The sequence below is a fragment of the Pseudomonas sp. Z1-29 genome (genome assembly GCF_051131995.1).
Taxonomy (GTDB): domain Bacteria; phylum Pseudomonadota; class Gammaproteobacteria; order Pseudomonadales; family Pseudomonadaceae; genus Aquipseudomonas.
The window spans coordinates 3,376,306-3,390,676 of sequence record NZ_CP071645.1 but is presented as its reverse complement, the minus strand read 5'-3'; the positions used below and the strand labels follow the sequence as shown (position 1 = coordinate 3,390,676).

3 protein-coding genes are annotated in these 14,371 nt (G+C 64.2%); all 3 read left to right on the top strand.

Annotated elements, in window-relative coordinates:
• The first annotated feature begins 40 nt into the window (after nucleotides 1–40).
• From J3P84_RS15255 to J3P84_RS15245, 3 genes are read left to right on the top strand one after another with little or no spacing between them, the layout of a single operon-like run.
• Nucleotides 41–4,855, top strand: coding sequence for a condensation domain-containing protein (locus J3P84_RS15255; protein ID WP_434624077.1), 4,815 nt, complete (start codon nucleotides 41–43; stop codon nucleotides 4,853–4,855).
• A gap of 43 nt (nucleotides 4,856–4,898) precedes the next feature.
• A complete protein-coding gene (locus J3P84_RS15250) occupies nucleotides 4,899–13,919 on the top strand; it encodes an amino acid adenylation domain-containing protein (RefSeq protein WP_434624075.1) in 9,021 nt (3,006 codons plus the stop codon).
• Nucleotides 13,861–14,364 carry a phosphopantetheine-binding protein gene (locus J3P84_RS15245; protein WP_434624073.1) on the top strand — a complete coding sequence of 168 codons (504 nt, stop codon included), beginning with the start codon at nucleotides 13,861–13,863 and terminating at the stop codon, nucleotides 14,362–14,364. The genes J3P84_RS15250 and J3P84_RS15245 overlap by 59 nt, the downstream gene beginning before the upstream one ends.
• Nucleotides 14,365–14,371: the final 7 nt, after the last annotated feature.

Below are 14,371 nucleotides of genomic sequence, written 5' to 3'. Positions count from 1 at the left end.
TGGCTGGCTTATTTCAAACAAGCAAAATGAAGGACATCAAATGCTCGATCGCCTGATGCATCGTTGCTGGCTGCGTGGAATTCGCCTATCGGAAGCCGAAGGTCAACTGGACATCGTGCCCGGGTCGCAAGGTGCTTTGACGGATGAACTTGAAGCTGAGCTCCGTTCGCGAGAGCACGAAGTGTTGCAATGGCTGGCCCTGCATCCCGATTATCTTGATGCGCGGCCACTGACCGACAATGAGCAGGCGCTCTGGTTTCTACAGCGACTGGAACCCGACAGTTGTGCCTATAACCTCGCTTACGCAGGACGAATCAAGGCGCAGTTCGTAACGGAGGACTTGCCCCGGCGCCTACAAGACGCCTGGGCCACGATTCAGCGGCGTTACCCTGTGTTGAGCACGGCCTACGGTGAACGCAACGGCGACCTGGTGCAGTGGAGTCGTAGCGAAAATATCCAGCCGTTGCAGTGGGTTGCCTTGCAGGCGGCGGACACCGATACCTTGCAGCAACGCATTGCCGAACTGGCCGACCGGCCTTTCAATCTGCAGGCCGGGGAAGTCAGCCGAGGAGTGGTGCTTAGCAACGCCCGGGACGGTCATACCGAACTCACGCTGCTGCTGGTGATCCATCACATCGCTGCCGATCCAGCCACGTTCCATATCGTGCTCAACGAGCTGTTCGCACAGGTTGATGGTCAGCCGTTGCCTGCAATCAATCCTGATGCCTATCGCAACTACAACAGCGAGCTGCACGTGCGTAGCGAGGCGACCGAAGCTGCGGAGCTGGCATGGTGGCAGGCACAACTGAGCGAAGCCCCGACGCTAGAGTTACCGACGGATTTCGCCTTTGGCGGTAACCGCTCATTCGAAGGGATGGAGCTGCCGGTTCGCTTCGATCCCGCCACCACGGCGAGGGCGAGGGCCCGGGCCCGGGAGTGGGGCGTGACGCCTTACGTCTGGTGGTTCTCGCTGTTTCAACAGTTTCTCGGGGTGTTGTCCGGGCAAAACGATTTTGTGCTGGGTACGGCCGGCGGTCTGCGCTTGCGACGCGAACACCTCAATTTGCCGGGCTATCTGGTCAACTCGCTGCCGGTTCGCTGTCGCTTGCAGCCAGACCTTTCAAGTCGTGACTGGGCCCGTGAGGTAGACGCCACCGTCAAGCAGGCCCTCGCGCACCGACACTACCCGTTCTCGCGCCTGGTCAAGCAGTTGAACCTCGAGCGTCAGGCGGGCAAGGCGCCGCTGTTCCAGCACATGTTCACGCTCAACAAGGAACGTGCCGCGCCGTTTCACCAGTACGTGGACCCCGTGTTGTCGGAACAGCGTGGAGCGGCCCATGAACTGAACATGGTTGTGGTGGATGAGGAGGAGGGTTTCCTCTGTCGGTGGCGTTACAGCAAGGCTTTGTACCGTCACGAAACAGTCCAGGGTTATTGCGACCAGTTCGTTGCATTGGTCCACGCGGTCATCGACCAGCCGGACGTACCTTTTGCCCAGCTCGACTGGCTACCGTCCGCGCAACGATCGGTCCTCAGTGGCGAGGACCTACCGGTCCCGGTCAGCAACGCCTGGCAGGCGTTCGTCCAGCAGTGCGCCCACAAGCCTGAGTCGATTGCCCTGCAAGACGAACAAGGCACATTGAGCTATGCCGAGCTGGGCCGAGCGGTGGTTGCCCGTGGCGAGCGCTTGCAGACAGGCGCGAACCTGGAGGGTGCTCGCATCGCCTTGTGCCTGCCCCGCAGCCGCGAGCTGGTGATGCACATGCTCGCGGCCTGGCAGTGCGGCGCCACGTACCTGGCCCTCGATCCGCAGTGGCCGCAGTCGCGTTTGCAGGACATCTGCGAGGATGCCACGCCCCGGGTCTGGGTGGGTGAGGGCCTGCGTCCCGAATGGCTGCCTGAACCGGTACGGTGGCTGTCGTTGCCAACCGCGTCGTTGTCCAGCGAATCGCCATTGCGCGCAGCCGTGGCCGCAGACCTGCCGGCTTACGTCGTCTATACCTCCGGCTCCACCGGACGGCCGAAGGGCGTGGCGGTCAGCCAGGCCAACCTGATTCATTACGTGAGCGGGTGCATTGAACGCCTGAACCTGTCCGCCGATGCCAGCCTTGCAAGCCTGGCCAGTTGCGCCACCGACCTGGGGCACACGGCGTTGTTCGGTGCACTGCTCAGTGGTCGGCGCCTGCGCCTGCTGGCCGAGGAGCTGGCTTTCGATGCCGAGGAGCTGGCTGCGGTGCTTGAGCGCGAGCCCGTGGACCTGCTGAAAATCGTGCCGTCGCACCTCAACGCCTTGCTGGTCGCCAATGATCCGCAGCGCTTGTTGCCGCGCCAGTGCCTGGTGACCGGCGGCGAGGCCCTGGGCCAGGCGCTGGTTTCACGCTTGCGCGCCTTGCAGCCGGACCTGCGCATCGTCAACCACTACGGCCCCAGCGAAACCACCGTTGGAGTGTTGACCCATGAGATCGATACCTGCGGCGCAGCGCCGCTGGGTCGACCCCTGCCGAATGTCCAGGTCAGCGTGCGTTCGCCCGCCGGCGCAGTCTTGCCGACAGGCGTCAGTGGCGAGCTGTACGTCCAGGGGGCGACCGTTGCACTGGGCTACCTCAGCGCGACCGACGCAGACCGGGTCCGCTTTGGCCGGCACGGCTATCGCACCGGCGATCGGGTTCGACTCAATCATCAAGGGCAGGTGGAGTTTCTCGGTCGGCTCGATGAGCAGGTGAAGATCCGCGGCTACCGGGTAGAACCGGCCGAAGTCGCGGCGCGATTGCGGGCGATGCCGCAGGTCGGCGACGTGCAGGTGCTGAACAGCCCTTCGCAGTTGACCGGCAATCGCCTGGTGGCTTTTCTGGTCGCGCCAGCTGCCGCGCTGCCCGACATTCAAGCTGCCCTGCAAGCGCAACTGCCGGACTACATGCAACCGGCCCAATGGCATTGTCTCGAGGGTTTCGCCTTGCTGCCCAACGGCAAGGTCGATCGCCAGGCATTGCTGCGATGGGACGAGCAGGCGCCGGCCCAAGCGCCGGCGAAAACATCGCTCGATCAGCCGTTGGACGCGGTTGAAAGCGCATTGCTGGACATCTGGCGCGGGCTGCTCGGCAATTCCGACCTGGGGCCCGATGATAACTTCTTTGCCCTGGGCGGCGACTCGATCCTCGGCTTGCAGATCATTGCGCTGGCGCGCCAGCAGAACATCCTGATGACGCCCAAGCAGCTGTTCGCCGAACAGACCGTGCGCGCCTTGGCGCGAGTGGTGCAGACACCGCAGCGCAGTCTCGAACAGCGCTTGCTCGACATCGCTCGGGAAATTCTTAGTAACCCGGAGCTGCGGGTCGATGACAATTTCTTCAGCGTTGGTGGCGACTCGATCCTGAGTCTGCAAATCATCGCCCGGGCCAAGCAGCAGGGCCTGCAACTCAAGCCCAAGCAGATTTTCGAATTCCCGACCGTACGCGGCTGGGCCGAACACGTGGTTGACCTTGGCGCGGCGAAGGAGGGTGCCAAGCCTTCCGAGCTCGAGCCCACTGCGGCATTTGCCCTGACGCCGATCCAGCAATGGTTTTTCGCCCAGGAGCAAAACCAGCCCGGGTATTGGAACCAGTCGTTGCTGCTGGCGTTGGACCAGCCATTGGAACCGGCGCGGTTTACCCAGGCCGTGGGCGCGCTGTTGCAGCGTCACGCCAGCTTGCGCCTGGTCTTCGAAGCCTCGGCGCATGGCTGGCAACAACGTTACCAGGCGTTCTCTCAATCCCAGGTCAACGGGTTGTTCCATGTCGAGGAGCAACCCCTGAGCGAAGCGCTGTTGCAGCAGTGGCAGCAAGGCTTCGATCTGGCAACGGCGCCGTTGATTCGCTGGGTGTATTTCTCCCAGAGCCGGGAGCTGCTGTGCACGGCGCATCACTTGCTCGTCGATGCAGTGTCGTGGCAGGTGCTGCTGGAGGAGCTGGAAAGTCTCTATCTGCAACCGGACCTGGCGTTGCCGGCCGTCTCGGCGGGTTTCCATGCGTGGAGCGAGGCCCTGCAGCAGCACCGCCGCGAGCCGGCCTTGCTGGCCCAGGTTGATTACTGGCACGAACAACTGCGTGCAGAGGGCGTTGTCCCCGAACAGGCGAATACCTACGGCGCAAGCCGGACGCTGGACACGCAACTCTCATCGGCGCAGACGCAGTTGTTGCTGGGCGACTGCCACGCCGCCTATGGCACCCAGGTCCAGGATTTGCTGGTGGCGGCTTTGGCCGGCGTCATCGGCCAGTGGCAGGGTCGCGAGCGCGTCACCCTTGAGCTGGAAAGCCATGGCCGCAGCGGCTGGGAGCAGGCCCCCGATTTGTCCCGCTCGATCGGTTGGCACACCAGCCGCTATCCACTGGCGGTCGACACTTCCTGGGATCTGGAGCCCTCGATCATCGCGGCCAAGGAAGCCCTGCGCCGCGTACCCGAGCAAGGCATCGGCTACGGCCTGTTGCGCCAGGACCCGGCGCACGGCCTGGCTGCGGCCTCGCTGTTGACGTTCAACTACCTGGGGCGGGTCGACCAATGGATCGGCGCTTCACGCCTCTGGCGCCTGGCGCGGCCGGTATGTCCAGGCATGCGCGCCGAGAGCACGCGCCGCACGCATTGGCTGGACGTGACGGCGCTGGTCAACGAAGGGCAACTGCACGTGGAGTGGCGTTATGCGCCGCAGGTCCATGACCCGGCGCTGGTGAGCGAGTTGGCGCGGCAGTTCCAGCAGCGGCTCACAGCCTTGCTGGAGCATTGCCAGGCGCCCTCGGTTGGCCGCGCCACGGCTTCGGATTTCGCCGACTCAGGCTTGTCCGACGATGAATTCCTGGGGCTGCTCGAACAACTCGAACAGTGAAACCTCTGCGTCCCCAAACATTACAGGTTCGGATACCGTCAGCATGAACGACAAGGTCAAAGCTCTTTCGCGCAACATCGAAGCTATTTACCCGCTGGCTCCCATGCAGCAAGGACTGCTGTTCCACAGCCTGATGCACCCGGGCAAGGGCATGTATCTGCTGCAATACCGGCACGTCATGGTCATGCCGAACCTCGACCTGGCGGCGTTCCGCCAGGCTTGGGCACAAGTGGTGGAACGCCATGAACTGCTGCGCACCTCCTTCGTCTGGAAGCAGCAGAAGCGCCCGATGCAAGTGGTGCACAAGCAGATCGAACTGCCGATCACTTATGAGGATTGGTCGCACCTGAGCGAAGCCGAACAGCACGCGCGTCTGGAACAGTTGCTCAGCGCGGAACGCGCTGAAGGGCTGGACTTCACCAAGGCACCGCTCATGCGGGTCAGGCTGTACAAGTTGGCGCCCGACACCTATCAGTTCGTGCGCAGCTACCACCACATCCTGATGGATGCCTGGTGCTTCTCAATCATCATGATGGACTTCCTCAACGGCTACCGTGCCGCCCGGGAAGGCCGTCGATTGAACCTGCCGGCGCCACGTCCGTATCGCGATTTCATTCGTTGGCTGGAAACCCAGAAGCCGGAGGATCACCAGGCCTTCTGGCAACAACGCCTGGCGGGTTTCGACACGCCAAACGAGTTCGGCTTCGGCCATGTCGGCCGCATCCAGGGCGCCAGTGAACCGGTCGAGGATTGTGTCGAGTTTCTGCAGCCTGAGCAGACCTTGGCGCTGCAAAACGTCGCGGCGCAGCACGGTCTTACCCTCAATACGCTGGTGCAGGGCGCCTGGGCCTTGTTGCTGGCGCGCTACAGCGGCGATCACGACCTGGTGTTCGGTATCACCGTCGCCGGTCGTCCGGTCCATCTGCAAGGTATGGAAAGCATCGTCGGCCTGTTTATCAACAGCTTGCCGCTGCGCTGGAGCTGGCGCCCGGATGACGCGCTTGGCCCGTGGCTGAAAGCCTTGCAGACCGAGAACCTGAGCCTGCGTGAACACGAGAGTGTTTCCTTGGCCGACATCCAGCGCTGGAGCGACGTCCAGCGCCAGGACCTGTTTCAGAGTCTGTTCGTGTTCGAGAACGCGCCCATTGCCGCCGACGTGCGCCAGGGGCAGCTGGACTACCTGATCAGCGACATGGCCAACCGCACCCACACCAATTACCCGATCACCGTGGTCATCGTGCCGGGCGAACGCCTGCACCTGCAACTGACGTACCAGACCGACTGGTTCCTGCGTGAAGAGGTCGAGCAGATGCTGCGGCATTTCCGTGCCCTGCTGTTGAACATGGGCGAGGCCTTGGGCGCGAACGCCGCAACGCCTTTGCATCAACTGGCGATGCTCGATGAAAGTGAAATCCGCCATCAGCACCAGGTCTGGGCCGGTGGAGGCCTGGCGGCCGACGAACAACTGCTGCAACCGTTGTTCATCGAGCGCTTTCAGCAGCAGGTCCGCCAGAATCCAGGGCGCGTCGCCATAGTCCATGGCGAGCACAGCCTGACCTTCGATCAGTTGAACCGCGCCGCCAACCGGCTGGCCCGGCACCTGCGGGCACAAGGGGTAAGCAGCGACGATCTGATCGCGGTGTTCGATGAGCGCGGGCTGGACCTGGTGGTGATGATTGTCGCCACGCTCAAGGCCGGCGCCGGTTGGCTGCCGCTCGATCCACGCAACCCGGCCCAACGCCTGGCCCAGGTGCTGCGCCAGAGCCGTACGCCGTTGCTCGTGCACAGCGCGGGGCAGGGCGAGTTGGCCATGCAGGCACTGGATCTGCTCGAACAGCGGCCCAAGGCCGTGCGTTATGACCCCTCGGTGCTGAGCGGCTGCAGCGATGAAAACCTGAACATCGCGGTGCACGGCGACTCGTTGGCCTATTGCATCTTCACCTCTGGCTCCACCGGCACGCCCAAGGGCGCCATGGTGGCCCAGGCGGGCATGCTCAACAATATTCTGGGCAAACTGCCGGGGCTGGGGCTCGATGCAAATGACGTGATCGCCCAGACCGCGCCGCAGTGCTTCGACATCTCGGTCTGGCAAACCCTCGCGGGCCTGGTGCTCGGCGCACGCACGGTGATTCTTGGTGACTGTGTGGTACAGGACCCCGAGGCGCTGGCAACGGCCATCGGCCGGCATGGCGTCAGCATCCTCGAAGCGGTGCCGTCACTGATGCAAAGCCTGCTCGAGGCCGGCCTGGAGACGTCGGCCCTGCGCTGGGTGCTCGCCACGGGTGAGGCCTTGCCGCCAGTCTTGGCGCGACGCTGGTTCGAGCGCTATCCGGCGATCCCGCTGATGAACGCCTACGGTCCGGCCGAATGCTCCGATGACGTCGCCTTCCACCCGCTGCTGGAACGCTTGCCGGAACAACGCATCAACGTGCCGATCGGGCGCGCCACGCTGAACAATCGCCTGTATCTGCTCAATGCTGATCTGCAATCGATACCGGTTGGCGCAGTGGGCGAGATTTTCGTCGCCGGTGTCGGCGTCGGGCGCGGCTACATGGCCGACCCGGCGCGCACGGCGGCGGTGTTCCTGCCGGATCCGATTGCCAACGACGGTTCGCGTCTGTATCGCACCGGCGACCTGGCGCGCTTCCTGCCCAATGGCGATCTTGAATACGTCGGACGCACCGACCACCAAGTGAAGATCCGCGGCCACCGTATCGAACTGGACGAGATCGAAGCCTGCCTGACCCGTTACCCAGGGGTACGTGAGGCGGTGGTGGTGGCCCGTGATGACCAGCAGCGCTCCAAGGTGCTGGTGGCCTATGTCGTGGCCGAGGTCGCGTGCAGCATCGAGGCGTTGCGCGAGCATGTGCTGGGCAATCTGCCGGCCTACATGATCCCGAGTGCATTCGTGTTGCTGGAGCGTTTCCCGCTCAACGGCAACGGCAAGATCGATCGCAAATCCTTGCCCGCTCCGGATTTCGCCGCGCAAAGCCAGGCCCGCTATGTGGCACCCAGCAGTGCGTTGCAAGGCCAGTTGGCGGAAGCCTGGCAAAGCGTGCTCGGGCTCGAACAGGTGGGCGTCGAGGACAACTTCTTCGAACTCGGCGGCCATTCGCTGCTGGCCACTCAACTGATTGGCCTGATCGGCAAACTCACAGGCAAGGACTTGCCGTTGCGCGTGGTCTTCGAGCGCCCGACCATCACCGCCATGGCCGATTGGCTGGAAAGCCAGGCCGGTACGGTAAAACCGTCGCCAACCCTGCTGCCACGGCCGGAAAAGCTGCCGCTGTCGTTTGTCCAGCAACGTCTCTGGTTCTTGCAGCAACTCGATCCGCAGAGCCCGGCGTACAACCTGGCGGGCGCGGTACGCCTGACCGGCGAGTTGCATGTCGCTGATCTGCGTGCGGCGTTGCAAGCGGTAGTCGACCAGCACGAGGTGCTGCGCAGCGGCTTTGTCAGCGGGGCCGAAGGGCCGAGCCAGGTGATCCTGGCGCAGACCGAAGTTGATTTGCCGCTGATCGATGTGGCAAGCGAGGCAGCGCTGCACGATCGGCTGCGTCAGGATGCAATGACCCCGTTTGCGCTGGAAGCGGCGCCGTTGCTGCGCGCCCGGCTGTATCGCCTGGCGCCGCAGGTATTGGTCCTGTCGCTGAATTGTCATCACATCGTTGCCGATGGCTGGTCCCTGCAACTGATCATCGACGCTTTGTGCGAGCAGTATCGCAACCGCCGCCAGGGCCAGGCAATTCAACGACTCGCCCCGGCGATGCAATACGCTGACTACGCCGTCTGGCAGCGCCAGTGGATGGGCAGCAAGGCGTGCGCGCAAGAGCTGGCCTACTGGCGCGAGCAACTGGCCGGTGAACTGCCAGTGCTCGACCTGGCGGCCGATTTTGCCCGACCTGCCCAGGCCAGCCAGGCCGGAGGGCGCGTCGAGCGACGGCTGCCCGAGGACCTGGCGGCCCGCCTGAAGGCGTTCAGCGCTCGGCACGGCTGGAGCAATTTCATCCCGATGCTGACCGCCTTCCAGTTGCTGTTGCGCAGTCGCAGCGGCGAAGACGACATTCTGGTCGGTGTTCCAGCGGCCAACCGGCACCATGCGGTGTTGCAGCCTCTGGTCGGTTGCTTCGTCAACACGCTGGTGTACCGCAGGAAACTTTCCGGCGAGCGCAGCCTGCTGCAACTGATGAGCGAACTGCAGGCGCTGTCCGTGTCGGTCCAGTCCCATCAGGATCTGCCGTTCGATTACCTGATCGAACAACTCGGCGTGGTTCGGCAGGTGAGCTACAACCCGCTGTTCCAGGTCATGTTCAACTATTTCCCGGGCAATGCCCTGGAGCGTTTCGACCTCACCGACGTCATTGCCGAACCGCTGGACAACCGTCCGGACAGCGCGCTGTGCGACCTGCACCTGGATGTGCGCGACAGCGAGCACGGCATCACCCTGAGCTTGCAGTACAGCAGCGACCTGTTCCGTGAACAGACCGTGCAAGCGATGGCCGCACAGTACCTGGCGTTGCTCGACGCGTTGATCGAGCAGTCCGATCAGCCGTTGGGTGAGCTGGCATGGCAGCCGGCCGAGCGGGATCTTGCGCGGATTGATGGTCGCACGGTGAGCGGTCATCAGGACATCCTCCAGGCCTTTGCGCTTCAGGTTGCCCGCCAGCCCGCGGCGATTGCCGTCGTGGCAGGCAATGAACAGCTGACCTACGCCGAACTGGATCAGGCCGCCGAGCGGCTGGCGGCGAAGTTGCAGGCCCAGGGCGTCGGTGTCGAAGACCGCGTTGCGCTGAGCCTGCCCCGCGACGCGCGCCTGCCGATGGCCATGTTGGCCGTGCTCAAGGCCGGCGCTGCGTATGTGCCCTTGGCCGAGGACACGCCACCGGAGCGTGGCCGCTACATTCTCCAAGCGGCCCGGCCCACGTTGTGCCTGGGCACGGCGGCGAGTCTCGGTGTGTTGGCGCAGTGGAACAGCGGCCTGCCGTTGCTCGACATTGATGCCAGCGCTTCAACCGACACCTTCAATGCAGTGGCCTGCGTCGCCGGTCAGCTCGCCTACGTGCTGTATACCTCGGGTTCCACCGGCCAGCCCAAAGGCGTGGCGATCAGCCGTGGCAACCTGATGAACCTGATGCTGGCTGTCGAGCAGGTCCTGCCGATGACGGCCCGGGACCGGGTCCTGGCGCTGACCACTGCGACGTTCGACATTGCCATCGTCGAGTTGCTCCTGCCCCTGGCCCGAGGCGCCAGTATTCTGCTGGCCGATCGCGAACAGGCGCGGGACCCGCAGGCCATCGACCAGTTGTTGCTGTCCGGGCAACCCACCGTCATGCAGGCCACGCCGGCCACCTGGTGGATGCTGGTGGCGCATACCTCGCGCAGTTGGCAAGGCGTGCGCGCCATCTCCGGTGGCGAGGCCTTGCCGTGCGCATTGGCCGAAGCCATCGAGGGCAGGGGAGCCGAGGTCATCAACGGCTACGGGCCGACGGAAGCGACCGTCTACAGCACCTTTGAAGTGCGCAGCGGCAACGAAGCCGGCGCCGAGGTGCCGATCGGGCAGCCGGTGGCCAATACCGCCGCGTACATTCTCGATGCCGACTTGCAACCGGTGGCCGCCGATGTTCCCGGTGAGCTGTACCTGGCCGGGGCCAACCTGGGCCGCGGTTATTTCGCCGCTGCGCGCCTGACCGCCGCGGCGTTCCTGCCGGATCCTTTCGTGGCCGGCGCGCGCATGTACCGTACCGGCGACCGGGTCAGGCGTAACAGCAATGGCAGCCTCGACTACCTGGGACGCCTGGATTTCCAGGTCAAGCTGCGGGGTTTCCGTATCGAACTGGGTGAGATCGAAGCGCTGTTGTCCCGCATTCATGGGGTTCGCGAGGCGGCTGTCGTGTTGTTGGGCAGCGGTGAGTCGGCGCGCCTGGTGGGCTATTACGCAGGCGATGCGCTGGATGAAGCGCTGCTGCGTGACACCCTTGGCGCTCAGTTGCCGGACTACATGCTGCCCAGTCAGTTTGTGCGTCTCGACACGCTGCCGTTGAGCCCGAGCGGCAAGGTTGACCGCAAGGCCCTGCCGGCACCGCAGCAACGTGACGGCGAGCATGGCGCGCTGGCGGGTGAGTGGGAACTGACCTTGGCCGAGCTCTGGAAGGAGCTGTTGGGATGCACCGAGGTTGGCGCTGACGATAACTTTTTTGCCTTGGGCGGACACTCGCTGCTGGCGGCGCGACTGGTCGCGCGGATCGCCGAACAGCATGGCCGGCGTCTGCCGTTGCGCAGCGTGTTCGAGCAACCGCTGCTGCGTGACCTGGCCGCTACGCTGGCCCAGGCAAGCACCGAGGCCGACGGCATCCTGCGTGCTTTCGAAGAGCCCTTGGCACCGTTGCATTTCACCCAGCAACGCTTGTGGTTCCTTGATCGCCTGCAGGGCGATACCCAGGCCTATCACTTGTCCCTGGCCCTGCGCCTGGCTGGCAACTTGCAACCGGCCGTGCTGGAGCGGGCGCTGGCGCAACTGGTTGCCCGTCAACACAGCCTGCAAACGCTGTTCAGCGAAACAGCCGAGGGTGTGCGCCAGCGTGTCGAGGCCCTCGACGCCATGCCGCTGAGCTTCGAGCCACTGGAAAATGATGAGCAATCGAGCGCTTTCACCCAAAAACTGAGCCATGAGGCGCAGCGTCCGTTCGACCTCACCGCGCCGCCGCTGTGGCGCGTGCGTGTGTACCAAGGCCATGACCGCAGCGTGCTGCAAGTGACCCTCCATCACATCATCGCCGATGCGCGCTCGCTGGAGATTCTCTTCAACGAACTGCAACTGATCTACCAGGCTTTGCTGGAAGGGCGCGACGCTTGCCTGCCACCGCTGCCGCTGCAATTTTCCGATATCGCGGCCAGTTGGCAGAGCCCGGCCGGGCACGCGCGAATCGAAGCGCAGCTCGGGTACTGGCGTGACGCCCTGGCGGGCGAGCCGCCCGTGCTGAATCTGCCGACCGACATGCCGCGGCCTGCCGAGCAGGGCTATAACGGCCAGCGGCTACGCTTCAATCTGCCGACTGCGCTGGTCCGGCGCCTGCGCGAAACGGCACAACGCCACGGCCTGACCGCTTTCGCGCCGTTGCTGGCGGCCTGGAAAACCTTGTTGGCCAGGCACTCGGGGCAGCGCGAAATCTGGGTCGGCCTGCCGGTCGCCCATCGCCATCAGGCCCACACGGATAACCTGATCGGTTATTTCGCCACCACCCAGGTCCTGCGTAGCCACATCGACCCGCAACAATCGGTCGAGCAGTTCTGGAAGCAATTGCAAGCCACTCACCTGGCGGCGCAACAGCATGCCGACGTGCCTTTCGAGCGCTTGGTGGAAGCGTTGCAGGTGCGCCGCGATCTCAGCCACACGCCGCTGTTCCAGGCGTTGTTCAACCTGATTCAGCGGGATGCCAACGCAGCGCTCGAACAGCGCTTCGCCGGGTTGCCGGCACAGCGCCTGAATGTCGAAAGCGACAGCGCCCTGGTGGACATCGGCCTGCATATCGAACAGCAGGGCGAGGATTGGCAGTGCGTGCTGGAGTACAACACCGACCTGTTCCTGGCACATACCGCGCAGCGTTACGCCGATGAGTTCCGTTACCTGCTCGAAGGCATGCTCGAGCAACCCGAGGCGCGCCTCTGGGACATCGACCTGGCGAATGCCGACCATGCGCTCGCCGAGCGGCCTTGGAACTGGCCCGCGCAATCCTTGACTGCCGCGGTGGACGTGATTGCCCGCTTCGAACGGCAAGCCGCCCTGACGCCTGAAGCGCTGGCCGTCGATTGCCAGGACCGACAACTGAACTACGCGCAACTCAACGCCATCAGCAATCGATTGGCCCATTGGCTGCGTGCGCGCAATGTTGGCACTGATGATCTGGTTGCCGTTTGCCTGAGTCGCGGCCCGTGGTTGCTGCCAACCCTGTTGGCGATTCACAAGGCGGGCGCGGCGTACCTGCCGCTGGATCCGCAACACCCGAGTGAACGCCTGCGCTTCATCATCGATCACGCGCGTCCAGCCCTGGTGCTCGGCGAAAGTCTCTGCGCCGAGGCCTTGGCCGGCGTCGATCACGTCCTGCTCGATCAGTTGCCGCTGGATGCCAGCAGCGACGCCAACCTGACGCTGGCGGTGGACCCGCGGCAGCGCGCGTATGTGATCTACACCTCGGGCTCCACCGGCACACCGAAAGGCGTGCAGGTGACCCGTGGCAACCTGAGCAGTCTGTTGGCCGGTCTCGATCGCTTGCTGCCGCTTGGTGCCGAGGATGTCTGGCTCGCCAGCACCACGTACGCCTTCGATATGTGCAAGCCGGAGCTGTTCCTGCCGCTGGTCAACGGCGCCGCGATCCTGCTGGCGCGGCGCGAGCAGGTGGTCGATGGGCATCAGCTGTTCGCGCTGCTGCGTCGGGCCACGGTGTTCCAGGCGACACCGGCCGGTTGGCAGATCCTTCTGGAGACCGGCCAGGCTGGCTGGCCGCCGTTGCGTGGGCTGATCGGTGGCGAGGCGGTGCCCGGTGAACTGGTGAACGAATTGCGTAGCCGAGGCGTGACGTTGATCAACGCCTATGGCCCGACGGAAACCACCGTCTGGTCGACCACCCAGGCGTTGCAAGACGTGCCGTCCGGCGTCGCCGACATCGGCGCGCCCTTGCTCAACACCCGTTGCTACGTGCTCGACGACATGCTCCGCCCGGTTCCGCTGGGCGCCACTGGCGAACTGTATATCGCCGGCTCCGGGGTCACCCGTGGTTATCAGCACGCGCCCGCCATCACGGCGGCGGCGTACTTGCCCGACCCTTATGCCGGCGAACCCGGCAGCCGCATGTACCGCACCGGCGACCTGGTGCGCCGACGCGACGACGGGCGACTGGCCTATGTCGGTCGCGGTGATTTCCAGGTCAAGGTACGCGGGTTCCGCATCGAACCGGGCGAAATCGAATCGCTGCTGCGCCGGTTACCCAGGCGTCGAAGAAGCCGTGGTGATGATCGATTCGCGCAGCCAGAGCCTGTTCGCCTGGCTGCAAACGCCGAACCCGGTTGATCAGGCGGCGCTGCGTCGGTATCTCGAAGGTGTGCTGCCGGGCTACATGATTCCGGCCGGCTTCATCGAACAACCGCGTTTTACCCTCAACGCCAACGGCAAGATCGACCGCAAGGCACTGCCGGCACCGCAGCCCGTGGCGATCCAGGGCGTGGCACCGCGCAACGAACTGGAACAGCAACTGGCGGACATCTGGCAGAACCTGCTCGAGTTGCCGCAAGTCGGGGTGTTCACCAGCTTCTTCGAGCTGGGCGGGCATTCGTTGCTGGCGATGCGTTTGATGACCCAGGTCGAAAGCCGCTTTGGCGTCAAGCTTGAGCTGCGCAGCCTGTTCCAGAACCCGACGATCGCCGCGCTCGCCGAGCAGATCGAAAAGCCCCAGGGGCCTTCGACCGACGAAGCCCTGGACGAAATGCAGCGCCTGTTATCAGAGATGGAAGAGTAAGGATGAG